Source organism: Pseudomonas sp. Irchel s3a12 (assembly GCF_900187485.1).
Taxonomy (GTDB): Bacteria; Pseudomonadota; Gammaproteobacteria; order Pseudomonadales; family Pseudomonadaceae; genus Aquipseudomonas; species Aquipseudomonas neuropathica.
In genome coordinates this window covers 202,546-225,183 of sequence record NZ_FYDN01000010.1, presented here as the reverse complement: position 1 = coordinate 225,183, position 22,638 = coordinate 202,546, and the positions used below count along the sequence as shown (strand labels likewise).

At 60.0% G+C, this 22,638-nt stretch carries 22 protein-coding genes; 7 read left to right on the top strand and 15 right to left on the bottom strand.

What is annotated here, in order from left to right; translation table 11 throughout:
* Window positions 1–9: 9 nt before the first annotated feature.
* On the bottom strand, window positions 10–2,319 hold the full coding sequence (locus CKW14_RS18525; RefSeq protein ID WP_095125832.1) for a heavy metal translocating P-type ATPase: 2,310 nt from the start codon (window positions 2,317–2,319) through the stop codon (window positions 10–12).
* A gap of 84 nt (window positions 2,320–2,403) precedes the next feature.
* On the opposite strand from CKW14_RS18525, the gene cadR reads away from it, so the two are divergent.
* Window positions 2,404–2,853: a Cd(II)/Pb(II)-responsive transcriptional regulator gene (gene cadR / locus CKW14_RS18520; protein WP_007912999.1), complete on the top strand. Its 450-nt coding sequence runs from the start codon at window positions 2,404–2,406 to the stop codon at window positions 2,851–2,853.
* 118 nt (window positions 2,854–2,971) lie between these two features.
* Here cadR and CKW14_RS18515 read toward each other — a convergent pair whose 3' ends face one another.
* The 3 genes from CKW14_RS18515 to CKW14_RS18505 form a co-directional block, all read right to left on the bottom strand.
* Window positions 2,972–3,943, bottom strand: a complete 972-nt coding sequence (locus tag CKW14_RS18515; protein WP_034153704.1) for a thymidylate synthase — start codon at window positions 3,941–3,943, stop codon at window positions 2,972–2,974.
* Window positions 3,944–3,993: 50 nt separating this feature from the next.
* Window positions 3,994–4,809 carry a prolipoprotein diacylglyceryl transferase gene (gene lgt / locus CKW14_RS18510; protein ID WP_007913003.1) on the bottom strand — a complete coding sequence of 272 codons (816 nt, stop codon included), beginning with the start codon at window positions 4,807–4,809 and terminating at the stop codon, window positions 3,994–3,996.
* Between the two features lie 79 nt (window positions 4,810–4,888).
* Complete coding sequence (locus tag CKW14_RS18505; RefSeq protein ID WP_016983201.1) at window positions 4,889–5,671, bottom strand: sulfite exporter TauE/SafE family protein; 783 nt, start codon at window positions 5,669–5,671, stop codon at window positions 4,889–4,891.
* Window positions 5,672–5,803: 132 nt separating this feature from the next.
* Between CKW14_RS18505 and CKW14_RS18500 the strand changes: the two genes are divergently transcribed.
* Window positions 5,804–6,550: an NRDE family protein gene (locus CKW14_RS18500; RefSeq protein ID WP_095049429.1), complete on the top strand. Its 747-nt coding sequence runs from the start codon at window positions 5,804–5,806 to the stop codon at window positions 6,548–6,550.
* 234 nt (window positions 6,551–6,784) lie between these two features.
* On the opposite strand, the gene ptsP is transcribed toward CKW14_RS18500, so the two are convergent.
* Both ptsP and CKW14_RS18490 read right to left on the bottom strand, forming a co-directional pair.
* Complete coding sequence (gene ptsP, locus CKW14_RS18495) at window positions 6,785–9,064, bottom strand: phosphoenolpyruvate--protein phosphotransferase (protein ID WP_007913900.1); 2,280 nt, start codon at window positions 9,062–9,064, stop codon at window positions 6,785–6,787.
* A gap of 22 nt (window positions 9,065–9,086) precedes the next feature.
* Window positions 9,087–9,566, bottom strand: coding sequence for an RNA pyrophosphohydrolase (locus CKW14_RS18490; protein WP_003229203.1), 480 nt, complete (start codon window positions 9,564–9,566; stop codon window positions 9,087–9,089).
* A 143-nt stretch (window positions 9,567–9,709) separates the two neighbouring features.
* Here CKW14_RS18490 and CKW14_RS18485 point away from each other — a divergent pair, with 143 nt between their 5' ends.
* Complete coding sequence (locus CKW14_RS18485; RefSeq protein WP_095125831.1) at window positions 9,710–10,366, top strand: HAD family phosphatase; 657 nt, start codon at window positions 9,710–9,712, stop codon at window positions 10,364–10,366.
* Between the two features lie 93 nt (window positions 10,367–10,459).
* Here the strand turns inward: CKW14_RS18485 and CKW14_RS18480 are convergent, their stop codons facing one another.
* Both CKW14_RS18480 and ilvA read right to left on the bottom strand, forming a co-directional pair.
* The gene (locus CKW14_RS18480) at window positions 10,460–10,873 is read right to left on the bottom strand and encodes a DUF2269 family protein (RefSeq protein WP_095049427.1); all 414 of its coding nucleotides are present in this window, start codon (window positions 10,871–10,873) and stop codon (window positions 10,460–10,462) included.
* 40 nt (window positions 10,874–10,913) lie between these two features.
* Window positions 10,914–12,428 (bottom strand): threonine ammonia-lyase, biosynthetic, encoded by a 1,515-nt coding sequence (gene ilvA / locus CKW14_RS18475; protein WP_041072159.1) that lies wholly within the window; start codon window positions 12,426–12,428, stop codon window positions 10,914–10,916.
* A 146-nt stretch (window positions 12,429–12,574) separates the two neighbouring features.
* Here ilvA and rpiA point away from each other — a divergent pair, with 146 nt between their 5' ends.
* A complete protein-coding gene (gene rpiA / locus CKW14_RS18470) occupies window positions 12,575–13,249 on the top strand; it encodes a ribose-5-phosphate isomerase RpiA (protein ID WP_007913886.1) in 675 nt (224 codons plus the stop codon).
* Between the two features lie 146 nt (window positions 13,250–13,395).
* On the opposite strand, the gene CKW14_RS18465 is transcribed toward rpiA, so the two are convergent.
* The 4 genes from CKW14_RS18465 to CKW14_RS18450 form a co-directional block, all read right to left on the bottom strand.
* A complete protein-coding gene (locus CKW14_RS18465; protein WP_095125830.1) occupies window positions 13,396–14,313 on the bottom strand; it encodes an SdiA-regulated domain-containing protein in 918 nt (305 codons plus the stop codon).
* A 195-nt stretch (window positions 14,314–14,508) separates the two neighbouring features.
* Entirely contained in the window at window positions 14,509–15,432 is a 924-nt protein-coding gene (locus tag CKW14_RS18460) for an SdiA-regulated domain-containing protein (protein WP_095049425.1), read from the bottom strand.
* A 258-nt stretch (window positions 15,433–15,690) separates the two neighbouring features.
* Window positions 15,691–16,356 carry a fumarylacetoacetate hydrolase family protein gene (locus CKW14_RS18455; protein ID WP_093429791.1) on the bottom strand — a complete coding sequence of 222 codons (666 nt, stop codon included), beginning with the start codon at window positions 16,354–16,356 and terminating at the stop codon, window positions 15,691–15,693.
* 39 nt (window positions 16,357–16,395) lie between these two features.
* Window positions 16,396–17,790: an FAD-binding oxidoreductase gene (locus tag CKW14_RS18450; protein WP_026000500.1), complete on the bottom strand. Its 1,395-nt coding sequence runs from the start codon at window positions 17,788–17,790 to the stop codon at window positions 16,396–16,398.
* Window positions 17,791–17,996: 206 nt separating this feature from the next.
* Between CKW14_RS18450 and serA the strand changes: the two genes are divergently transcribed.
* Window positions 17,997–19,226, top strand: coding sequence for a phosphoglycerate dehydrogenase (gene serA, locus CKW14_RS18440; protein WP_008085296.1), 1,230 nt, complete (start codon window positions 17,997–17,999; stop codon window positions 19,224–19,226).
* 62 nt (window positions 19,227–19,288) lie between these two features.
* Here serA and CKW14_RS18435 read toward each other — a convergent pair whose 3' ends face one another.
* On the bottom strand, window positions 19,289–19,714 hold the full coding sequence (locus CKW14_RS18435; RefSeq protein ID WP_095125829.1) for a DUF4399 domain-containing protein: 426 nt from the start codon (window positions 19,712–19,714) through the stop codon (window positions 19,289–19,291).
* A 135-nt stretch (window positions 19,715–19,849) separates the two neighbouring features.
* Here CKW14_RS18435 and CKW14_RS18430 point away from each other — a divergent pair, with 135 nt between their 5' ends.
* Window positions 19,850–20,413, top strand: coding sequence for a transporter substrate-binding domain-containing protein (locus CKW14_RS18430; RefSeq protein WP_095125828.1), 564 nt, complete (start codon window positions 19,850–19,852; stop codon window positions 20,411–20,413).
* Window positions 20,414–20,668: 255 nt separating this feature from the next.
* Here the strand turns inward: CKW14_RS18430 and CKW14_RS18425 are convergent, their stop codons facing one another.
* Window positions 20,669–21,154: a DUF523 domain-containing protein gene (locus CKW14_RS18425; RefSeq protein WP_095049422.1), complete on the bottom strand. Its 486-nt coding sequence runs from the start codon at window positions 21,152–21,154 to the stop codon at window positions 20,669–20,671.
* Between the two features lies 1 nt (window position 21,155).
* The gene (locus CKW14_RS18420; RefSeq protein ID WP_095049421.1) at window positions 21,156–21,788 is read right to left on the bottom strand and encodes a 2OG-Fe(II) oxygenase; all 633 of its coding nucleotides are present in this window, start codon (window positions 21,786–21,788) and stop codon (window positions 21,156–21,158) included.
* A 108-nt stretch (window positions 21,789–21,896) separates the two neighbouring features.
* Between CKW14_RS18420 and CKW14_RS18415 the strand changes: the two genes are divergently transcribed.
* Window positions 21,897–22,628, top strand: coding sequence for a DUF2059 domain-containing protein (locus tag CKW14_RS18415; RefSeq protein ID WP_095049420.1), 732 nt, complete (start codon window positions 21,897–21,899; stop codon window positions 22,626–22,628).
* The last annotated feature ends 10 nt before the right edge of the window (window positions 22,629–22,638 follow it).

Below are 22,638 nucleotides of genomic sequence, written 5' to 3'. Positions count from 1 at the left end.
CTTCCTCATCTATTTGCGCAGCAGGCGCAAACCGTTGAACACCACCAACAGGCTCACACCCATGTCGGCGAACACCGCCATCCACATGGTGGCGACTCCGGCGAAGGTTACCCCAAGAAAGATAGCTTTGATCACCAGTGCCAACGCGATGTTCTGTTTCAGGATGCTCGCGGTATTGCGCGACAGGCTGATGAATGCCGGAATCTTGCGCAGATCGTCGTCCATCAGGGCGACATCGGCGGTTTCAATCGCGGTGTCGGTACCGGCCGCGGCCATGGCAAAACCAATCTCGGCGCGGGCCAGTGCCGGCGCGTCATTGATGCCGTCGCCGACCATGCCGACTCGGCGGCCCTGTGCATAAAGCTCTTCGATGGCTTGCAGTTTGTCGGTCGGCAGCAAGTCGCCACGGGCCTCGTCGATGCCGACCTGCGCGGCAATCGCCTGGGCGGTGTGGACATTGTCGCCGGTGAGCATCAGGGTTTTCACCCCGAGTTCGTGGAGCTGACGGATTGCTTCGCGACTGGTTTCCTTGACGGTATCCGCCACCGCGAACAGTGCCAGCGGGCCGGAATTGTCGAGCAGCAGCACCACGGATTTGCCCTGTTTCTCCAGCGCGAAGAGTTTTTCTTCCAGTGCCGGCGAGCACAGGCCCAACTCTTCGACCAAGCGATGGTTGCCCAAGTGGTAGGTCTGGCCGTTGATCTCGCCTTTGACGCCACGCCCGCCCAACGCTTCGAAGTTATCCACAATCAGCGCTGCGAAGTTTTTATCCACAGCGGCATTGGCGATGGCCAGCGACACCGGGTGATCGGAGCGACCGGCCAACGCCGCGGCGATGGCCGGCGCCGTGGCATCGGCAGTTGGATCGAGGGACAGGTAATCGGTCTGCACCGGTTTGCCGTGGGTAATCGTCCCGGTTTTATCCAGCGCCAGATAATCGAGCTTGAAACCGCCCTCCAGGTACACGCCGCCCTTGACCAGAATGCCTTTGCGCGCCGCTGCCGCGAGGCCGCTGACGATGGTCACCGGGGTGGAAATCACCAGTGCACATGGGCACGCGACCACCAGCAACACCAGCGCGCGGTAGATCCAGTCGAACCACACGGCGCCCATGAACAGCGGCGGAATGATCGCCACGGCCAAGGCAAAGACGAACACCACGGGCGTGTAGATTTTCGAAAATTGATCGACGAAGCGCTGGGTCGGTGCGCGCGCACCTTGGGCCTGTTCGACGGCGTGAATGATGCGCGCCAGAGTCGAATTGTTCGCCGCTGCGGTCACCGTGTATTCCAGCGAACCGGCCTGGTTGATGGTGCCGGCGAAAACTTTGTCGCCGACGGTCTTCTCCACCGGCAGGCTTTCCCCGGTGATCGGTGCCTGGTCGATGGTCGAACTGCCGCTGACCACTTCGCCGTCCAGCGCGATGCGCTCGCCGGGTTTCACTCGCACGCGGGCGCCGAGTTCGACGCTTTTCACATCCTGCTCAAGCCAAGTGCCGTCAGCCTGCAACACCGTGGCTTGCTCCGGCGTCATCTGCATCAGACCACTGATCGCGTTGCGCGCACGGTCCAGCGAGCGCGCTTCGATCAACTCGGCGACGGTGAACAGGAACATCACCATCGCCGCTTCCGGCCACTGGCCGATGAGGATCGCACCGGTCACGGCGATGCTCATCAGTGCGTTGATGTTGAGGTTGCGGTTTTTCAGGGCGATCCAGCCCTTTTTATAGGTGGTCAGGCCACCGCTGAGGATCGACACCAGCGCGATGATCGCCACCACCCAGGTTGGTGCGGCGTTGGTGAAGTGGATGACTTCGGCGGCAAGCGCGCCGACACCGGACAACGCCAGCGGCCACCAGTGTTTTTTCACTGGCGCCGGGGCTGGCGCTTCGACGCCCGCCTCCAACGGCTCGGCGTGCATGCCGAGGGATTTGATCGCCTCGGTGATGGGCTCGGTGCCCGGCAGATTGTGAGTCACGCCGAGCACACGGTTGATCAGGTTGAATTCCAGTTGCTGCACACCGGCGAGTTTGCCGAGCTTGTTCTGAATCAGCGTCTGCTCGGTCGGGCAGTCCATCGCCTCGATGCGGAAACTGCTCAGTCGCGCATCGGCGCTGGTTTTCTCGCTCAGTTGCACCAACGCAGGCGCGGCAGCTGTCGACGAGCAGCAGGAATCTTCGTGCGCATGAACCGGTGCCGGGGCTGCAACTTTCGACCCGCAGCAAGAATCGCCGCCCTGTGAATGCTTATGCACAGGCTGCAATTTATGACTGTGATCGTGACCGTCGCCGGGCTTGTGGGTGTGCTGGGAATCGCTCATTGGTCGCGTCCATGAAGGTGCCTGTTGCCAAGTAAAGACCCTGTAGCCACTATAGGGTCAAGCACCCTTTTGGAGATTGCCGTCATGAAGATCGGAGAACTGGCCAAACTCACCGACTGCGCCGTGGAAACCATCCGCTACTACGAGCGCGAAAACCTGCTGCCGGAACCGGCTCGCAGCGACGGCAACTACCGCGTCTACACCCAGGCCCACGCCGAACGCCTGACCTTCATCCGCAACTGCCGCACCCTCGACATGACCCTCGAAGAAATCCGCAGCCTGCTCGCCTTGCGCGACAGTCCGCAAGACCAGTGCGAAAGCGTCAATGCGCTGATCGACGAGCATATCCAGCATGTGAAGGCGCGGATTGATGGGTTGCTGGCGTTGCAGACGCAACTGCTCGACCTGCGCCAACGTTGTGGAGAAGGGCCGATGGCCGATCAATGCGGGATTTTGCAGCGGCTGGAAGTGAGTGGCGGGGTTGTCGCGACGGAAGTTGAACACTCCCACGTAGGCCGCAGCCACGGCCACTGACGTTGGCGCTCGTTCCCATGCTCCGCGTGGGAATGCCGCCATGGACGCTCCGCGTCCTAAGTGACGCGGAGCGTCACGGGATTCATTCCCACGCAGAGCGTGGGAACGATCCTGCTGACTAGACCGCCATTGGCGCGGTCATCGGCGCGTGATGCTCATAGCCTTCCAGCGAGAAATCGCTCGGCTCGACCAGCTCCAGCCACTCCGGCTGATAAACACCGGTCTTGGCAAACTCCGGCACACGATCCGAAATTTTCAGCTTCGGCATGGCGAACGGCTCGCGCTTGAGCTGTTCGTTGAGCATGTCCAGGTGATTCTCGTAGACGTGCGCATCACCGATGAAATAGGTGAACCAGCGCGGCGTGTAGCCGGTCAGGCGACCGATCAGGCTCAGCAACGCAGCGCCTTCGGTGAGGTTGAACGGCGTGCCCAGACCCAGATCGTTGGAGCGGATGTAGAGGGTCAGGGAAATTTCCTTGGTCTCGACATTCGGATGGAACTGGTACAGCAGGTGGCACGGCGGCAGGGCCATTTCATCCAGCTGAGCAACGTTCCAGCCGTGGAACAGAATACGGCGGCTACCCGGATCGTTGATGATCGTATCGACGCACTGGCGCACCTGGTCGATGGCTTTGTACAGCACCACGTAGGCCTGGCCGTCTTCTTCGCCCTGAGCAATCTGCTTGTAGCCGTTGCTCAGCGTTTGTTCGATGGCGGCGGTGTTGCTCAGCGGGATCTGCTTGTACGCCGGCCACTTGCGCCATTGCACGCCGTAGATTTCGCCGAGGTCGTCGTCGCCCTGGCGGAACGGGTTGGCCAGCCACTGCGCGTTTTCGTTGGCGTTCTGGTCCCAGACCTTGCAGCCCAGCGCCCGGAATTCAGCGGCGTTGTTCACGCCACGCAAAAATCCGCACATCTCGCCGATGGCCGATTTGAAGGCCATTTTGCGCGTGGTGATCGCCGGAAAACCTTCCTGCAGATCGAAACGCAGCATCGCACCCGGGAAGCTGATGGTGTTGATACCGGTGCGGTTGGCCTGTTTGGTGCCGTTCTGAATGACGTGCGAGACCAGTTCGAGATATTGCTTCATGAGTTACCTGTGTCCTTTGAGCCCCGGCGTCGCGCGCCGGGGTTCGTAGTTTAAGCCGTCGGTGCGAGCGGTGCTGCCGGCGCGCGACGATAGGCCAGCCAGATCAGGAACAGCCCGCCAACGATCATCGGCACGCAGAGCACCTGGCCCATGGTCAGCCAGTTCCAGGCCAAGTAGCCCAGTTGCGCATCCGGCACGCGGACGAACTCGACGATGAAACGGAAGATGCCGTAGAACAGCGCGAACATGCCGGAAACGGCCATGGTCGGACGCGGTTTGCGCGAGAAAATCCACAGGATCAGGAACAGCGCCACGCCTTCCAGCGCGAACTGATACAGCTGCGACGGGTGACGCGGCAGTTGCGCCGGATCGCTGAACGGCGGGAAGACCATCGCCCACGGCACGTCGGTGGCTTTACCCCACAACTCGGCGTTGATGAAGTTACCGATGCGCCCAGCACCCAGTCCGATCGGCACCATTGGTGCGACGAAGTCCATCAACTGGAAGAACGACTTGCCGTTACGCTTGCCGAACCACAAGGCTGCGAGCATTACGCCAATGAACCCGCCGTGGAACGACATGCCGCCCTTCCACACTTCGAAAATCAGCGTCGGGTTGGCCAGGTAGGCACTCAGATCGTAGAACAGCACGTAACCCAGACGTCCGCCGACGATCACGCCCATCGACATCCAGAAGACCATGTCGGAGAGTTTCTCCTTGGTCCAGGTCGGGTCGAAACGGTTGAGCCGGCGCGACGCCAGCAGCCACGCACCGCCGATGCCGATCAGGTACATCAGACCGTACCAGTGGATTTTCAGCGGACCGATGGCCAGGGCCACCGGGTCGATCTGCGGGTAAGGCAGCATTGCGACTCCTCGTTAGAGTTGAAACCAAAATTCCCGGGCGACGCTGCCACCTCAGGATTAAGCCAGGATTGCGACGCGGTTAAAGCAGGAAGCTCAGACCCACGCTGAACAGCAAAGCGGCGAACAGCCGTTTCAGCAAGCGCGGCGACAATCTGTGCGCCAAACGCGCGCCGATGCGGGCGAAGACCATGCTGGTCAGGGCGATGCCCAGCAGCGCCGGTAAATAAACAAAACCGAGACTATGCGGTGGCAACAACGGATCGTGCCACCCCAGAATCATGAAACTTAATGCACTGACAAGGGCGATCGGCAGACCGCAGGCCGATGAGGTTGCCACGGCTTGCTGCATCGGCACGCTGCGCCAGGTCAGGAACGGCACGGTCAGCGAACCGCCGCCCACGCCAAAAATCGCCGAGGCCCAACCGATCACACTGCCGGCCACGGTCAGACCGAGTTTACCCGGCACCGTTCGGCTGGCCTTGGGTTTAATGTCCAGCGCCAGTTGCACCGAGATGATCAAGGCAAACACGCCGATGATCTTTTGCAGGTGCGGCCCGGAAATCGCTTCCGCAGTCAGCGCGCCGAAACCTGCACCGAGCAGAATGCCGACGGCCATCCACATGAAGATCGGCCAGCGCACTGCGCCTCGACGGTGATGCTCACGCACGGCGTTGACCGAGGTGAAGATGATCGTCGCCAGCGACGTCCCGACCGCCAGATGGGTGAGGATCGACTGATCAAAGCCCTGCAAGGTGAAACTGAACACCAGCACCGGCACGATGATGATCCCGCCGCCAACCCCGAACAGCCCGGCCAGCACGCCCGCACAGGCGCCCAGCGCCAGATAGAGCAGAAATTCCATGACCGTCTCCCCAGACCGCATCCGCAAAACCGGAGCGGCATGGTAACGGATGCACACCCTTTGGCTCCACTGGCGATGGATGCACGGACGCCGGATGCGTAGAGTGAGCAAAACACACACAAGGACCACCTTATGTGCCTGATTGTTTTCGCCTGGCGCCCGGGCCATGCCCAGCCGCTGATCGTCGCGGCCAACCGTGACGAGTTCTACGCCCGGCCAAGCCTGCCACTGGCGCCATGGCCAGAAGCGCCGCATGTGCATGCCGGACGTGATCTTGAGGCCGGCGGGAGTTGGCTGGGGATTGGCGCCAACGGACGCTTTGCCGCGCTGACCAATATCCGCGATCCGCATCAACCGCCAGCGCGCAAGTCACGGGGTGAGTTGGTGGCGCGATTTCTCACCGACGATGCGTCGATTGATGATTATTTGAGCGATGTGGTCGGACGTGCGCCGGAATATGCCGGGTTTAATCTGCTGCTCGGCAACAGCCATGAGCTGTGGCACTTCAATGCGCGGATGTCGGAACCAGTAATGCTGGAGCCAGGTGTTTACGGACTGTCGAATGCCGGGCTGGATACGCCGTGGCCGAAGTTGCTCAAGGCCAAGGCTGCGTTGAGTGCAGTGCTGGATGATCCGCAGCCTGAGCGCTTGATGGAGCTGCTGGGCGATGCGCAGACCGCGCCGTTTGCCGAGTTGCCGGATACTGGGGTGGGTCTGGCGACGGAGTCATTGTTATCGAGCGTGTTTATCGCCAGCCAGAGTTACGGGACGCGGGCGAGTACGGCGTTGATTGTGCAGGCGGATGGGGCGCGGCGGATGGTGGAGCGGAGTTTTGGGCCGTATGGCGGGCATTTGGGTGAAGTGGAAATAACAGCTTAAAAGCCAACCCTCACCCCAGCCCTCTCCCAAAGGGAGAGGGGGCCGACCGAGGTGTCTTGAGCCATGCATCGACCTGAAAGACCGAGTTGATTATGGATTCAACACGCACTTTCAAGTCGGTTTGAATCGATTATGGATCCAGCAAAGCACTTTCAGGTCGGCGGAGTTCTGCAGCATCCCCCAATCAGTCCCCTCTCCCCCCGGGAGAGGGTTAGGGTGAGGGGCTTTTGATCTTCAGAGGGCCTTGACCACCGCCGGCGGATGCATCTTCGACAACCCAAGGTTCTTCAGCGCCAATTGCAGCGAGCTGTGGATAACTTGCGGATTGTCGATGGTCATCAGCTCCGCCAGCAATTCCTGAGCCTTGCTCAGATTGACCTGACGCAGCATCCACTTCACCTTCGGCAAGTTGGTGGCGTTCATCGACAAACTGTCAAAACCCATCGCCATCAACAGCACTGCCGCCGCCGGATCACCGGCCATTTCGCCGCAGATACTCACCGGTTTACCTTCGGCATGGGCATCGCGTACCACGGTTTGCAGGGCTTGCAGCACCGCCGGATGCAGGTAGTCGTAGAGATCGGCCACACGCGGGTTGTTACGGTCGACCGCCAGCAAATACTGGGTCAAGTCGTTGGAACCGACGGACAGGAAGTCGACCATCCGCGCCAGCTCCTTGGTCTGGTACACCGCTGCCGGGATCTCGATCATCACGCCGATCGGCGGCATCGGCACGTCGGTGCCTTCGTCGCGCACTTCACCCCAGGCCCGGTGGATCAGGTGCAGGGCTTCTTCGAGTTCGTGGGTGCCGGAGATCATCGGCAGCAGAATCCGCAGGTTGTTCAGGCCTTCGCTGGCCTTGAGCATCGCGCGGGTCTGCACCAGGAAGATTTCAGGGTGGTCGAGAGTCACACGAATGCCGCGCCAGCCGAGGAACGGGTTGTCTTCCTTGATCGGGAAGTACGACAGCGACTTGTCACCGCCGATGTCGAGGCTGCGCATGGTCACCGGTTGCGGGTGGAACGCGGCGAGTTGCTCGCGGTAGATCGCCAGTTGTTCCTTCTCGCTCGGGAAGCGCTGGTTGATCATGAACGGCACTTCGGTGCGGTACAGGCCGACACCTTCGGCGCCACGCTTCTGCGCCCGCGCCACATCGGCCAGCAGGCCGGTGTTGACCCACAGCGGCATGCGGTGGCCATCGAGGGTCACGCACGGTAGGTCGCGCAGGGTGTCGAGGCCCAGCGCCAGTTGTTTCTCTTCTTCGACGACTTCGGCGAACTGCTTGCGCAGCACTTCGCTCGGGTTGGTGTAGACCTCGCCGCGTGTGCCATCGACGATCATTTCGATGCCGTCGACCTTGGCGTACGGCAGGTCGACCAGACCCATCACCGTCGGAATGCCCATGGCACGGGCGAGAATCGCGACGTGCGAGTTACCCGAGCCGAGTACCGAAACCAGACCGACCAGCGTGCCTTCCGGCACCTCGCCGAGCATCGCCGGCGTCAGCTCTTCGCTGACCAGAATGGTTTTTTCCGGATAGACCAGGTTCTGCTGGCGCTCTTCCTGCAAGTAGGCGAGCAGGCGGCGACCGAGGTCTTTGACGTCCGACGCACGCTCACGCAGGTAGGCGTCGTCCATCAGTTCGAAACGGTTGACGTGCTCAGTGACCACCTGACGCAGCGCGCCCTGCGCCCACTGGCCAGTCTTGATCACGGTGGTGATTTCGCTGCCCAGCGAGGCATCGTCGAGCATCATCAGGTAGACGTCGAACAGTGCGCGCTCTTCCGGGCGCAGTTGGGTCGCGAGTTTGGCGGACAACGCGCGCATGTCGGCGCGCACGCCTTCGATGGCGGTCTTGAACAGCGCCAGTTCGGCATTGATGTCGGTGATGGTCTTGTCTGGCACCACGTCGAGATCGGCCGGCGGCAGCATGACCACCGCAGTACCGACTGCGGCCCCCGGCGAACCCGGCACGCCGACGAACTTGGCTTCCTGAATGCCTTTGCCCTGACGGCCCAGACCACGGATCGAACCGGTGGCTTCGGCGTGGGCGATAACGCCTGCAAGCTGTGCGCTCATGGTCACGAGGAAGGCTTCTTCACCTTCGTCGAACTGGCGGCGTTCTTTTTGTTGGATAACCAACACGCCGACGACGCGGCGGTGGTGAATGATCGGTGCACCGAGGAACGAGGCGTAACGTTCTTCACCGGTTTCGGCGAAGTAACGGTAGCGCGGGTGATCCGCAGCGTTTTCGAGGTTCAGGGGTTCTTCACGCGTGCCGACCAGACCGACCAGACCTTCGTTGGGTGCCATGCTGACCTTGCCGATCGAGCGCTTGTTCAAGCCCTCGGTGGCCATCAGGACGAAGCGGTTGGTCTCGGGATCAAGCAGGTAGACCGAGCAGACCTGGCTGCCCATGGCCTCTTTGACGCGCAACACAATAATCCCCAACGCCGCCTTGAGATCCTTGGCGGAGTTAACTTCCTGGACGATCTTGCGCAGCGTATTGAGCATGGCTCGGGGTCGAACTCCGTCGTCAGTCGCGCGCTAAAAGGCGCGGGGCAAGCTCTTTGAGGGCGCGGCGATACACCTCGCGCTTGAATGTCACCACCTGGCCCAACGGATACCAATAGCTGACCCAGCGCCAGCCATCGAACTCCGGTTTACCGGTCAAATCCATCCGCACCCGCTGCTCGTTGGAGATCAGGCGCAGGAGAAACCATTTCTGTTTCTGGCCGATGCACAGCGGTTGGCTGTGCGTACGCACCAGACGTTGCGGCAAACGATAGCGCAACCAGCCCCGGGTACAGGCCAGTATTTCAACATCTTCACGTTCCAGGCCAACTTCTTCGTTCAGCTCGCGGTACAAGGCGTCTTCCGGCGTCTCTTCAGGGTTGATTCCCCCTTGCGGAAACTGCCAGGCATCTTGATTGATACGGCGAGCCCATAGCACCTGGCCGGCGTCATTCGTCAGAATGATCCCGACATTGGGGCGGAAACCATCGGGGTCGATCACGGCAACAACCTCGCAAACGCATGTCGCCGCATTGTTCCACAAAGGTTGATAAGGCGGCAACGAGGCTTCCTACCTTATGTGCACTCTTGTGAAAAGACCGTATTCTTGTCGCCTTTTTACTGACTTTTCAGCGGGTAACTGCAATGCGCCTGGCTCTATTCGATTTGGACAACACCCTTCTGGGCGGCGACAGCGATCACGCCTGGGGCGACTATCTGTGTGAACGCGGCTTCCTCGACCCGATTGCGTACAAGGCTCGCAACGACGAGTTTTATCAGGATTACCTGGCCGGCAAACTGGATAACGCCGCGTACCTGAACTTCTGCCTGGAGATCCTCGGCCGCACCGAAATGGCCGTGCTTGAGCAATGGCACAACGATTACATGCGCGACTGCATTGAGCCGATCGTATTGCCGAAGGCGCTGGAACTGCTGAAAAAACACCGGGACGCCGGCGACAAACTGGTGATCATCACCGCGACCAACCGCTTCGTCACCGCGCCGATTGCTGTGCGCCTGGGCGTTGAAACCCTGATCGCAACCGAGTGTGAAATGGTTGATGGCCGTTATAGCGGGCGCAGCACCGACATTCCGTGCTTTCGCGAGGGCAAGGTGACGCGGCTGAATCGTTGGCTGGAAGAGACCGGATATTCTCTGGATGACAGCTATTTCTATAGCGATTCGATGAATGATTTGCCGTTGCTGGAGCAGGTGGCGAATCCGGTCGCGGTGGATCCGGATCCGAATCTGCGGGCCGAGGCGGAAAAGCGTGGCTGGCCGGTCATTACTCTGCGCGACTGAAATCGCTATCGCGAGCAGGCTCACTCCTACAGGGGAACGCATCCCCATGTAGGAGTGAGCCTGCTCGCGATTGGGTCTACGCGGTCTCAAGCCTTAAACAGGCTTGGCCCCCATCAACCCCGCAATGGCAAGAAACCCGACGCCGCTGACAATCGCCAGGGCCAGATTGAATTTCCAGTTGCCAACCCCCGTTGTCCACAGCCGATTAAGCCGCACCAGCAGCCAGACCGCACTGAACGTGGCCACGGCATAAATCACGCTGGACCCCAAAATCCACAACTGCCCCAATGGCCAGCCAATCAGGTGCACCAGCCACCAGCCGGTGAAAGGCATGCTGAGCATACCGATCAGCATCAAACACCAGATAAACAGCCAGGGACGCTGCATCGTGCTGGCCGGCCCTTCGCTGCGATTACGCCAGGTCAGGGCGGCAAGCCCCAGCCCGCTCGCGAGTATGACCACGGTCGCCGCGACGTGAAGGACTTTCAGGGTGGTCAGGGTTTCCATGTATTTCTCTTCCTTGGGCCATGCCCATCAGCGTAGCCGCTCAGCCAAGAAACAGCTGATAGGCCGGGTTTTCGCTTTCATCCCAGTACGGGTAACCGATTTCCTCAAGCGCCGCCGGCACCAGATGACGCTCGTCGTGCGGTACTTGCAGACCGGCGACCACGCGACCATCGGCAGCGCCGTGGTTGCGGTAGTGGAACATCGAGATGTTCCAGCGCCCACCGAGCTTATTGAGGAAATTGAACAGCGCGCCCGGACGCTCCGGGAACTCGAAGCGGAACACCACTTCATCAATCACGTGCGCCGCGTGGCCGCCGACCATGTGGCGGATGTGCAGCTTGGCCAGTTCGTTGTCGGTCAGGTCGAGCACCGGGAAACCCTGCTCGGTCAGGCTCGCCAGCAATGCGCTGCGCGGGTCGTTTTCCGGGTGGGTCTGCACACCAACGAAGATGTGCGCTTCGCTACCGGTGTTATAGCGATAGTTGAATTCAGTGATCTGGCGCTTGCCGATCGCTTCGCAGAACGCCTTGAAGCTGCCGGCCTTCTCGGGGATGGTCACGGCGATTATCGCTTCGCGGCCTTCACCCAGCTCGGCGCGTTCGGCGACGTGGCGCAAGCGATCGAAGTTGACGTTGGCGCCGGAGTCGATGGCCACGAAGGTCTGGCCGCTGACGCCACGCAACTCGACGTATTTCTTGATCCCGGCCACGCCCAATGCGCCGGCAGGTTCGGTGATCGAGCGGGTATCGTCGTAGATATCCTTGATAGCCGCACAGATCTCGTCAGTGCTGACGGTGATCACTTCATCGACGTAGTCTTTGCAGATGTCGAAGGTGTGCTGGCCGATCTGCGCCACCGCCACGCCGTCGGCGAAGATGCCCACGGTCGGCAGCACCACACGCTCACCGGCGGCCATCGCCGCTTGCAGGCAGTTGGAGTCGTCCGGCTCGACACCGATGACTTTGATGTCCGGGCGCAGGTATTTCACGTAGGCAGCGATGCCGGCGATCAGGCCGCCGCCGCCGACCGGAACGAAAATCGCGTCCAGTGGCTGCGGGTGCTGGCGCAGAATTTCCATCGCCACGGTGCCCTGCCCGGCAATGGTGTGCGGATCATCGTACGGGTGGATGTAGACGTAGCCTTTTTCATCGACCAGTTTCAGCGAGTACGCCAGAGCTTCCGGGAAAGAGTCACCGTGCAGCACTACTTTGCCGCCACGCGAGCGCACGCCTTCGACTTTGATCTCGGGGGTGGTCTTGGGCATGACGATGGTGGCTTTGACGCCCAGCACTTTCGCCGCCAGGGCCAGACCTTGCGCATGGTTGCCCGCCGACGCAGTGACCACGCCACGGGCACGCTCTTCGTCAGTCAGCTGGGTGAGTTTGTTGTAGGCGCCGCGAATCTTGAACGAGAACACTGGCTGCAAGTCTTCGCGCTTGAGCCAGATGTCATTGCCCAGCCGCTCGGAGAGCTGGCGAGCGTTCTGCAACGGGGTTTCTACGGCAACGTCATAAACGCGCGAGGTGAGGATCTTTTTGACGTACTGTTCGAGCATCGGAAAGCATCACTGGCGATTGGGCGGGACCAACGAGTCTAACCCGGCTTTCAGCCGGACGACCACACGAATCCAGAGGTTTTAGCCTCGCTTGCGGCTATAATGCCGGCCTTTCCGTTCTCACCTTGCCCGCTTCCGGAGCCCGCATGACCCAGGATCAACTCAAACAGGCAGTGGCTCAGGCCGCCGTCGACTTCATCCTTCCGAAACTCGACGACAAGAGCATCGTCGGGGTCGGCACCGGCTCCACCGCCAACTGCTTCATCGACGCCCTGGCCCAGCACAAGGGCGCCTTCGATGGCGCGGTGGCCAGTTCCGAAGCCACTGCCGCGCGCCTCAAGGGTCACGGGATTCCGGTGTATGAGCTGAACACCGTCAGCGACCTGGAGTTCTACGTCGACGGCGCCGATGAAAGCGACGCGCACCTGAACCTGATCAAGGGCGGCGGCGCAGCGCTGACCCGCGAGAAGATCGTTGCAGCCGTGGCCAAGACCTTCATCTGCATCGCCGACGCCAGCAAACTGGTGCCGGTGCTGGGCGAGTTCCCGCTGCCGGTCGAAGTGATCCCGATGGCCCGCAGCCACGTCGCGCGCCAATTGGTGAAACTGGGCGGCGACCCGGTGTACCGCGAAGGCGTTTTGACCGATAACGGCAACATCATTCTGGATGTGTTCAACCTGCAGATCACCAACCCGGTGGAGCTGGAAGCGCAGATCAATGCGATTGTCGGTGTGGTCACCAACGGCTTGTTCGCGGCGCGTCCGGCGGACCTGTTGCTGCTGGGTACTAGCGAAGGCGTGAAAACCCTGAAGGCTGAGTAATCCCAGACTGCCCGCAATTAATGGGCAGACGAATAAACCTGTGGGAGCGAGCCTGCTCGCGAAAGCGCCAGTTCAGCCAACATTTTCATTGGCTGACACGACGCCTTCGCGAGCAGGCTCGCTCCCACAGTGTTTTGTGGTGTTGGTTAGTTCGGGGTTGGCTTTTTGAAGACGTAAAACAGGTTCGGCTCGCTCACCAGATACAACGTCCCGTCATCATCCATCGCAATGCCTTCGGCCTGCGGCACGGTTTTCTTCAAACCCTGCCGGCCGCCACTGATGGACATCGTACTCAACGGGCGCCCGCCGACATCGAGCTCCAGAATCAGCCGCGACTCATCCGACAGTGCGAGCAAATGCCCGCTGCGCTCGTCGTACTGCAAACTCGACAGATCGCGCACAAACATCCCGGCGTCACGCTTGGGATCGTTGATCACATGCACCGCGTAGGACTTCTCCGGATTGAAGTGCGGAAAGCCGTGCACTTCGTAGATCAGCATCGGATTGCGCTCTTTCGCGACAAACAGGCGCTTGCCCACCGAGTCATACGCCAGGCCTTCAAAACCTTTGTTGCTGGCCATATGCACACCGAGGGTCATCTGCTCGGCGTCCGCCGCGTCGAGGAATGTGGTGCCTGCCTCCAAGTGAATCTTGATCAGCCGCTGCTGACGCTCATCAGTGATCACGTAGGTGTCGGCGCTGATGTACTCGACGGCTTCGGGATCGCCAAAACCAATCAGGGCAATGCGCCGCAGGATCTTGCCTTCAAGCGACAGTTCGACCAGCTCGGAATTCTTGTTGGTCACAGTGAACAGGCTTTTGCGCACTGGATCGAAGGTCAGCGCCGAAACATCGTCGTCCAGCCCGTCAATCACCCGCGCCTCAATCTCGACGCGATACTGATCCAGCCCAATCGACTCGCTACTCTGCGGTTGCCACAGAGTGTGCAAGTTGAACCAGGCGCGCTCGAACAGCCGCATGTATTGGCCGATCGCGAGCAATGCGATCAGGGCAATCACCGACAGGATGATAATCAGGGGTTTGGGACGGGCAAGTCGACGCATTCGGATGAGCTCGGGATCAAAACAGGCGGATGAAATATCACGCCCGTCTGAACTGAAGCTTAATGGCCACTTGCCTCAAACCACAAGCCAACCCGTGTAGGAGCTGCCGCAGGCTGCGATCTTTTGATCTTACTGTTCATAAGATCAAGAGATCGCAGCCTTCGGCAGCTCCTACATTGGAATCTGTAAAGGCTGCTATTTCTGTTTCTCGAAGCGATAGAACAGGTTGGGCTCGCTGACCATATACAACGTGCCCGCCTCGTCCATGGTCACGCCTTCGGCGCGCGGGATGGTGTTTTTCAGACCGTTGAAGCCGCCAAGCAGGGTCATGAAGCTGACCTGCTCGCCCTTCTCGTCCAGCTCCAGCAGCAGATGCGAGTCGGCGGACAGCACGAGTGTGTGTTGAGTGCGCGGGTCAATCGCCAAAGCCGAGAGGTTGCGAATATCCAGTTCATCACTGACGAGTTTTTGCTTGTCGCCCTTGAGGGTCTGGCTGCCATCGCTTTTCCAGGTGAACAGCGCTGGTGGCCGCTCCTCGCCCAGCAACAGCTGCTGATTGCGAGCGTCCCAAGTGATGGCTTCGAAGGCTTTGTTCTGGTCTTTCGACGGACCTAGATCGTATTTCGGGAAATCTGCGATGTTCAATTCGCGGGTATCGGCGTCGACCTTGACGATCGACAGCATGTGCTGACGCTCATCGACGATGGCCATCAGGCCGTTTTCCATCATCGTCAGGCCTTCCGGATTGCTCCAGCCCACCAGCGGCATCTTGCGCAGCACATCACCTTGCAAGGTCAGTTCGGCGAGAAACGGGTTTTTACCCATCACCGAAAACAGCGTTTTGGTCTGCGGGTTGTACGCCAGATCCGAAGCCTCGTCCTTCTCCATCCCTTTTAGCGGTTTGGCATCGATGACCACCCGATAGTCCGGCAGCCAGATACTTTCCTTCTGCCCGGCCTGGCTTTCGAAACGCTCTTGCAGCCAGAGCACACCGCGATCATCCCAATGCATGGCAAACGCCACGGCATAAGCGGCGGCAATCACCAGCAACAGCCAGACATACCAACGCAAGGCAAAACGTGAACGGCGGGTGGGTTTGAGCTGAGTTTGAGATGACATCGAGGGACGCGTTCCGAAAATTCAGGCTATGGGTAATAGCACAAAGAGGCCGGCTCAGACGCCAGAATGAGAGGAATTATCCGTACAGGATGTGAAAAAAACGGCAAATGGCGGGATTGCCCTGCGCCATTGTGGGAGAGATCACAAAACCCTGTAGGAGTGAGCCTGCTCGCGATGGCGTCAGGTCAGTCGAAACAATCGCTGACTGACAGACCGCTATCGCGAGCAGGCTCACTCCTACAAGGGGACCGCGTTAAATCAGCGCACGCTGCTGTTGAAGCTGCTCGCGCCGACCAGTTCGAGGACGATGTCATCGCCAACGTTCAGCGGGCCGACGCCCACTGGCGTGCCGGTGAGGATCACGTCACCGGCCTGCAGCGAGAAGCAGCCGGCCATGTGCTGGATCATCGGCACGATCGGGTTGAGCATCGCGCTGCTGTTGCCGTCCTGACGCACTTCGCCGTTGATGGTCAGGCGAATGCCGATGTCGGTCAGGTCAGCAAAGGTGCTGCCGACCACGAACGGGGCGATCACCGCCGCACCGTCGAACGATTTGGCGATTTCCCACGGCAAACCCTTGGCTTTCAGCTCGGCCTGTTTGTCGCGCAGGGTCAGATCGAGCGCCGGGGCGAAACCGGAAATGGCATCGAGCACTTCTTCACGGCTCGGTTTGGTCGACAACGGTTTGCCGATCAACACGGCGATTTCCGCTTCGTAGTGCACCGAACCGCGTTCGGTCGGAATGCTGAAACCGCCTTCCAGCGGCACCACACAACTGCCCGGCTTGATGAACAGCAACGGCTCGGTAGGCACCGGATTGTCCAGTTCCTTGGCGTGTTCGGCGTAATTGCGGCCAATGCACACGACTTTCCCGATCGGGAAGTGAATGCGCGTACCGTCGACGTACTGGTGCTGATAGCTCATTTACCGACTCCTGCCTTCATTGATTCAAGGGATTGCCAATCAAACCGCGAAGATCTTGCCCGGGTTCATGATGCCGTTCGGGTCGAACACCGCTTTCACCGCTTTCATGTACTCGATCTCGACCGGAGAGCGGCTGTAGGTCAAGTAATCGCGCTTTGTCATGCCCACGCCGTGCTCGGCGGAGATCGAACCGTTGTACTTCTCGACGGTTTCGAACACCCACTTGTTGACGGTCGCGCATTTGGCGAAGAACTCGTCCTTGCTCAGGTTATCCGGCTTGAGAATGTTCAAGTGCAGGTTGCCGTCGCCGATGTGGCCGAACCAGACGATTTCGAAGTCCGGATAGTGTTCGCCGACGATCGCGTCGATTTCCTTCAGGAACGCTGGCACTTTCGACACGGTGACCGAGATATCGTTCTTGTACGGCGTCCAGTGCGAGATGGTTTCGGAGATGTACTCGCGCAGCTTCCACAGATTCTGCAGCTGGGTTTCACTCTGGCTCATCACACCGTCCAGCACCCAGCCCTGTTCGACGCAGTGTTCGAAGGTTTCCAGTGCGCTGTTGGCCACTTCTTCGGTGGTAGCTTCGAATTCCAGCAATGCATAGAACGGGCAGTCGGTCTCGAACGGCGCCGGCACGTCGCCACGGCCCATGACTTTGGCCAGGGCCTTGTCGGAGAAGAATTCGAACGCGGTCAGGTCGAGCTTGCCCTGGAAAGCGTGTAGCACCGGCATGATCGAGTCGAAATCGGCGGTGCCGAGGACCATCGCGGTGAGGTTTTTCGGCGCACGATCCAGACGCATGGTCGCTTCGACGACGAAACCGAGGGTGCCTTCAGCGCCGATGAACAGCTGACGCAGGTCGTAACCGGTGGCGTTCTTGATCAGGTCTTTGTTCAGTTCCAGCACATCGCCCTTGCCGGTGACGACTTTCATGCCGGCCACCCAGTTGCGTGTCATGCCGTAGCGAATCACCTTGATTCCGCCGGCATTGGTGCCGATATTGCCGCCAATCTGACTGGAACCTGCCGAGGCGAAGTCGACCGGGTAGTACAAGCCTTTTTCTTCGGCAACGTTCTGCAAATGCTCGGTGACCACGCCCGGCTGACACACGGCAGTGCGATCGGTGAGGTTCACGTCGAGAATCTGATTCATGTAGTCGAAGGAGACGACCACTTCGCCGTTGGCCGCCACCGCAGCGGCGGAAAGCCCGGTGCGCCCGCCCGACGGCACCAGCGCAATCTTGTGGGTGTTGGCCCAACGCACCACGGCCTGCACTTGCTCGATGGTCTTGGGAAACACGATGGCGCTTGGCGCCGGGGCGAAGTGCTTGGTCCAATCCTTGCCGTACGCATTCAGGGAGTCGGCGTCGGTCAGGACCTTGCCAGGCTCGACCAGGGTCTTCAGTTCATCAATCAGGGCAGGATTGGTCATCGACAGAACTCTCGAACAATTCATGGTCATCCTGAGAACGCTTCACGTCGCAGGAATGAGTGTTTAGCGGGGAGGCTATGCTAGCATACCGACCCCGCAGGCCAGTGCCCAAGGCCAGTTCTGCGGTAACGGCTTTCCTGCCGTTTGGGTCAGCTCCAGGCTGCTCCCCTCCCTGCCATTTTTCTCCGGGATACAGGTTTACGCAGATGAGCAAGACTTCTCTCGATAAGAGCAAGATCAAGTTCCTTCTTCTCGAAGGCGTCCACCAATCGGCTGTCGACGTCCTCAAGGCGGCGGGCTACACCAGCATCGAATACCTGACAGGTTCCTTGCCGGAAGCCCAGCTCAAGGAAAAGATCGCTGACGCTCACTTCATCGGCATTCGTTCGCGCACCCAACTGACCGAAGAGATCTTCGATCACGCGAAGAAGCTGGTAGCGGTCGGCTGTTTCTGCATCGGCACCAACCAGGTTGACCTGAGTGCTGCCCGCGAGCGCGGTATCGCCGTGTTCAACGCGCCATACTCCAACACCCGCTCCGTTGCCGAGCTGGTGCTGGCCGAAGCGATCCTGCTGCTGCGCGGCATCCCTGAGAAAAACGCTTCCTGCCACCGTGGCGGCTGGATCAAGTCCGCAGCCAACTCCTTCGAGATCCGTGGCAAGAAACTCGGCATCGTCGGCTACGGCTCGATCGGTACGCAGCTGTCGGTTCTGGCTGAAGGTCTGGGCATGCAGGTGTATTTCTACGACACCGTGACCAAGCTGCCGCTGGGCAACGCGACTCAGATCGGTAGCCTGACCGAGCTGCTGGGCATGTCCGACATCGTCACCCTGCACGTTCCGGAAACCGCTGCGACCCAGTGGATGATCGGCGAGAAGGAAATCCGCGCCATCAAGAAGGGCGGCATCCTGATCAACGCGGCGCGCGGCACCGTGGTCGAACTGGACGCCCTGGCGGACGCGATCAAGGACAAGCACCTGATCGGCGCGGCCATCGACGTGTTCCCGGTGGAGCCACGCTCCAACGACGAAGAGTTCGAAAGCCCGCTGCGTGGCCTCGACAACGTGATCCTGACCCCGCACATCGGTGGTTCGACCGCCGAAGCGCAAGCCAACATTGGTCTGGAAGTGGCAGAGAAACTGGTCAAGTACAGCGACAACGGTACCTCCGTTTCGTCGGTGAACTTCCCGGAAGTGGCCCTGCCGGCTCACCCTGGCAAGCACCGCCTGCTGCACATCCACGAGAACATCCCGGGTGTGATGAGCGAGATCAACAAGGTCTTCGCCGAAAACGGCATCAACATTTCCGGTCAGTTCCTGCAGACCAACGAGAAGGTTGGCTACGTGGTGATCGACGTCGACGCCGAGTACTCGGATCTGGCGCAAGAGAAGCTGCAGCACATCAACGGCACTATCCGTAGCCGCGTGTTGTTCTGATCAAGCGTTGAGCGACAAAAAAAGGGAGCCTTCGGGCTCCCTTTTTCATGCACGCCGAAACGTTATTCGACGTTGACGGTGATTTTCTTCGAGACGATTGGCGGGTCGAATGCCATGTGACCGCTGTCGCCTAGTTCCAGCTGCAAGGTGTGTTTGCCCGGGGCGAGCTTGATATCAGCCTGGGTCTGCGCCTTGCCGAAGTGCATATGGTTGGCATCGGTAGGGACGACCGAACCGGCAGGAACAATTTCCTTGGCGTCGATCAGCAGGTGATGGTGACCGGTGTTCTTGGTGACGTCACCGGCCGGCGCCAGTGCGACGTCCTTGGTACCGAACTTGACGGTGAAGGTCTGCGAAACCGTGGCCCCGTCTTCGGGAGAAACGATGAACACTTCGGCGCCCTTCGGGGCCGGAGTAGCCGCACTGGCCAGCACCGAAACACCCATCAGCACACCCGCCAGCGCTGCACGTGACATAAAGCTTTTCATTTTCTTCTCCAGTTTTTCCGTAAAATCCGCAGGGTCATGACAACTTCATGACCATTCGTTGTCGAAGGCACTCGACAACCATAGCAAAGCGAGCCTCACTCAGAGCGTCGCGATAATGATTTCAAAGGAGTGACCATGCGCTTTCTGCCTGGCCTGATCTGCCTGCTACCCCTTCTGAGCCCTTTGGCTCACGCCGAACTGATTGATGACGTTAACGACCGTGGCGAGCTGCGCATAGCCCTTGAGGCTAATACACCGCCCTTCAATTTCAAGGAAGGCGACACACTCACGGGGTTCGAGGTCGAGCTTGGGCAACTGCTGGCCCGGGAGTTGGATGTACGCGCCGATTTCATCGTCACCGACGAGGCTGACCTGCTCCAGGGTGTTGAAAGCGGCAAGTACGACGTTGCGCTCAACCACATAGCACTGACACCCGAACTCAAGGATCGTTTCGACTTCAGCGAGCCTTACGGCAACGTCGATTCACAGTTGCTGGCGAAGAAGGATGAGCAGCCACGGCCGATGGTGCTGGTGCAGGCGTTGACGGCAGAGAAGCCGATAGCGGCAGCGCCGGTGGATTTGGCGATTCCGTTCCAGAAGGGTAATCCGGCGTTTCAGGCCAGTCTTGCGAGCGCGATGGAGCGGATCAAGGCGGATGGACGTTTGGCGGCGCTGACTGAGAAGTGGTTGAAACCTTAAAAGCCCCTCACCCTGGCCCTCTCCCAGAAAGAGAGAGGACTGATTGGGGGATGCTTTAGAGGTACGCCGACCTGGGATTGCTATACCGAATCCGAAATCGACTGGTCATGGCTTTGTCGAAGCCATAATCGATCAGTCATGGCTGTGTCGAATCCATAGTCGATAAGGTCTTTCAGGTCGATGAATAACGCCAGACACTTCGGTCGGCCCCCTCTCCCTCGGGGAGAGGGCTGGGGTGAGGGCAACGATTCAGGATCAATCCAAAGCAGCCAGAGCCACCGCCGCTAGCGGCAGTTCAACTTCACTGAAGACCTGCACACCATGACGCTTGAGCAATGCTGCCGTCACGCCTTCGCCACTGACCTTCACGCCACTGAACGTCCCGTCGTAAGTCAGCAAATTCCCGCAAGAAGGACTATTGGCCTTGAGCACCGCCACCCGAATGCCATGCTTCTGAACTAACGCCAGTGCCTGCCACGCGCCATCCAGAAACTGCGCACTGACATCCTCGCCTTCGGTGGTCATGACCGAGGCAATGCCATCCAGCACTTCACCACCCTGCCCCCCCGGAATCTCCGCCGCCGCCCGTGGCGTCGGCAAACCGCCCGCAACCTCAGGACACAACGGCACCACACGCCCTTCAACAATCCACTGCTCGAGCAAATCAAACGGCCCGCTCGCGCCACCGTCGTAACGCACACGATGGCCCAACAGGCAGCGGCTGACCAGAATCTTTTCCATCTCAGAACGGCTCGTTGCCACGGCGGCGGAACCAGCCGGTCAGCGACAAGCGCTCGCGGTGCGCTGGCAGCACTTCATGAGGTACCTCACCAGAGAGAAACACCACCAGACACCCGCCAGTAGGCTGCACGTCGTGCACGCGCTCATCATTCAGGTACATGCGCAACTGACCGCCATCCTCCGGCAGCCACGCGTCATTGAGGTAGACCACCACCGAGACCATGCGCTTGTCATCGTCGCGAAAACGGTCGACATGCCTGCGATAAAAAGCGCCAGGCGGATACAAGGCAAAGTGGCACTCAAAGTCCTCAAGACCAAGAAACAGGCCTCGGTTGAGCGCCTCGCGCAGGCTCTCCATCAGGTTCAGATAACGGTCGCTGGCATCGGCCTGCCCCGGATCGATCCACTGGATGTGGTCACCACGAATCCCCTCGCGGATCTCCGAAAACGGCCCACGCCCCACCGCCGCCGGCGCCAGTTCACCCTCGGCCTCACGTTTGCGGCACTCGGCCGCCAGCTCGCGGGTCAAACCGGCGGGCAGGAATATGTTCTGCTGCGACCAGCCGTGTTCGGCCAGGTCATCGACAATGCGTAACAGCAGTGGGTGTTCAGAGGATATTTGCATGGCGCGCATAGTATGTCGGCGGCAAGAAATCCGACAGAGCCACGCGGCGGCTTGCTACGAATTCTCGACAAGTACCGGCACCGCACGGAGAATAGTCCGCTGCTGACAGGAGTCCCTATGCGCCGTTTGCTTTTTTCACTGTTGATGTTCTGCGTTTTGCCCGCCTGGGCGGACGGCCACGATCAGTTGTACAAGGTCGCCGGCTGGCCAGATCAACGTGCGCATTTCAACGATGCCCTGACGGCCGCACAGCAGCGCTATCAGAACAGCCTGCCGCCCGCGGTGTTCCAGGCCTTGGTCAACAACAGCAACCAGCGCTTTGCTCCGCAGGCCGTGGATCAACGTGCCGAAGCGCAGTTACGGCAGAAACTCGCCGACCCTAAACCGGCCCTGACCTTCTTCCAATCACCACTGGGCAAGAAAATCGTCGCTGCCGAACTGCTCGCGACCCGCCGCGATCAATTGGCGAAAAATGCCAAGGGTCTGCCAAAGATGCAGGCCAGCGACAGCCGCCTGCTGATCATCGGTCACCTCGCGCAAGCCTTGCCGGCGCGAGAAGCCGGCGCCGAAGTCAGCCTGGCGATTGCTGGTGTGGCGGCGGACAGCTTGAGTTCGATGATCCCGGGGCTGCTCGGTGGTGGTCAGGCGCAAGGCATGCTCAATGGTCAGCGCCAGCGCTTGATGGATCAGATTGGCGCGGACATCAACAACACGTTGCTCTACGTCTATCGCGACTTATCGGATGAAGAACTGGAAGAGTTTGCGACGTTTGCTGAATCGGCTGAGGGCAAGGCGTATTACCAGGCGGCGCTGGCGGCGATTCGGGCAGGACTTGCGGTCGGGCAATGATCTTTAGCGC

What these genes read in the sequence shown, in the direction of transcription:
- CKW14_RS18515 (WP_034153704.1), bottom strand. Translation starts at nt 3,943, where the DNA reads ATGAAGCAATATCTCGAACTGGTCTCGCACGTCATTCAGAACGGCACC.
- CKW14_RS18425 (WP_095049422.1), bottom strand. Translation starts at nt 21,154, where the DNA reads ATGGAAAAGATTCTGGTCAGCCGCTGCCTGTTGGGCCATCGTGTGCGT.
- CKW14_RS18430 (WP_095125828.1), top strand. Translation starts at nt 19,850, where the DNA reads ATGCGCTTTCTGCCTGGCCTGATCTGCCTGCTACCCCTTCTGAGCCCT.
- CKW14_RS18460 (WP_095049425.1), bottom strand. Translation starts at nt 15,432, where the DNA reads ATGTCATCTCAAACTCAGCTCAAACCCACCCGCCGTTCACGTTTTGCC.
- lgt (WP_007913003.1), bottom strand. Translation starts at nt 4,809, where the DNA reads ATGCTGCCTTACCCGCAGATCGACCCGGTGGCCCTGGCCATCGGTCCG.
- CKW14_RS18505 (WP_016983201.1), bottom strand. Translation starts at nt 5,671, where the DNA reads ATGGAATTTCTGCTCTATCTGGCGCTGGGCGCCTGTGCGGGCGTGCTG.
- rpiA (WP_007913886.1), top strand. Translation starts at nt 12,575, where the DNA reads ATGACCCAGGATCAACTCAAACAGGCAGTGGCTCAGGCCGCCGTCGAC.
- serA (WP_008085296.1), top strand. Translation starts at nt 17,997, where the DNA reads ATGAGCAAGACTTCTCTCGATAAGAGCAAGATCAAGTTCCTTCTTCTC.
- CKW14_RS18465 (WP_095125830.1), bottom strand. Translation starts at nt 14,313, where the DNA reads ATGCGTCGACTTGCCCGTCCCAAACCCCTGATTATCATCCTGTCGGTG.
- CKW14_RS18415 (WP_095049420.1), top strand. Translation starts at nt 21,897, where the DNA reads ATGCGCCGTTTGCTTTTTTCACTGTTGATGTTCTGCGTTTTGCCCGCC.
- CKW14_RS18435 (WP_095125829.1), bottom strand. Translation starts at nt 19,714, where the DNA reads ATGAAAAGCTTTATGTCACGTGCAGCGCTGGCGGGTGTGCTGATGGGT.
- ilvA (WP_041072159.1), bottom strand. Translation starts at nt 12,428, where the DNA reads ATGCTCGAACAGTACGTCAAAAAGATCCTCACCTCGCGCGTTTATGAC.
- CKW14_RS18455 (WP_093429791.1), bottom strand. Translation starts at nt 16,356, where the DNA reads ATGAGCTATCAGCACCAGTACGTCGACGGTACGCGCATTCACTTCCCG.
- ptsP (WP_007913900.1), bottom strand. Translation starts at nt 9,064, where the DNA reads ATGCTCAATACGCTGCGCAAGATCGTCCAGGAAGTTAACTCCGCCAAG.
- CKW14_RS18525 (WP_095125832.1), bottom strand. Translation starts at nt 2,319, where the DNA reads ATGAGCGATTCCCAGCACACCCACAAGCCCGGCGACGGTCACGATCAC.
- cadR (WP_007912999.1), top strand. Translation starts at nt 2,404, where the DNA reads ATGAAGATCGGAGAACTGGCCAAACTCACCGACTGCGCCGTGGAAACC.
- CKW14_RS18480 (WP_095049427.1), bottom strand. Translation starts at nt 10,873, where the DNA reads ATGGAAACCCTGACCACCCTGAAAGTCCTTCACGTCGCGGCGACCGTG.
- CKW14_RS18485 (WP_095125831.1), top strand. Translation starts at nt 9,710, where the DNA reads ATGCGCCTGGCTCTATTCGATTTGGACAACACCCTTCTGGGCGGCGAC.
- CKW14_RS18420 (WP_095049421.1), bottom strand. Translation starts at nt 21,788, where the DNA reads ATGCGCGCCATGCAAATATCCTCTGAACACCCACTGCTGTTACGCATT.
- CKW14_RS18500 (WP_095049429.1), top strand. Translation starts at nt 5,804, where the DNA reads ATGTGCCTGATTGTTTTCGCCTGGCGCCCGGGCCATGCCCAGCCGCTG.
- CKW14_RS18450 (WP_026000500.1), bottom strand. Translation starts at nt 17,790, where the DNA reads ATGACCAATCCTGCCCTGATTGATGAACTGAAGACCCTGGTCGAGCCT.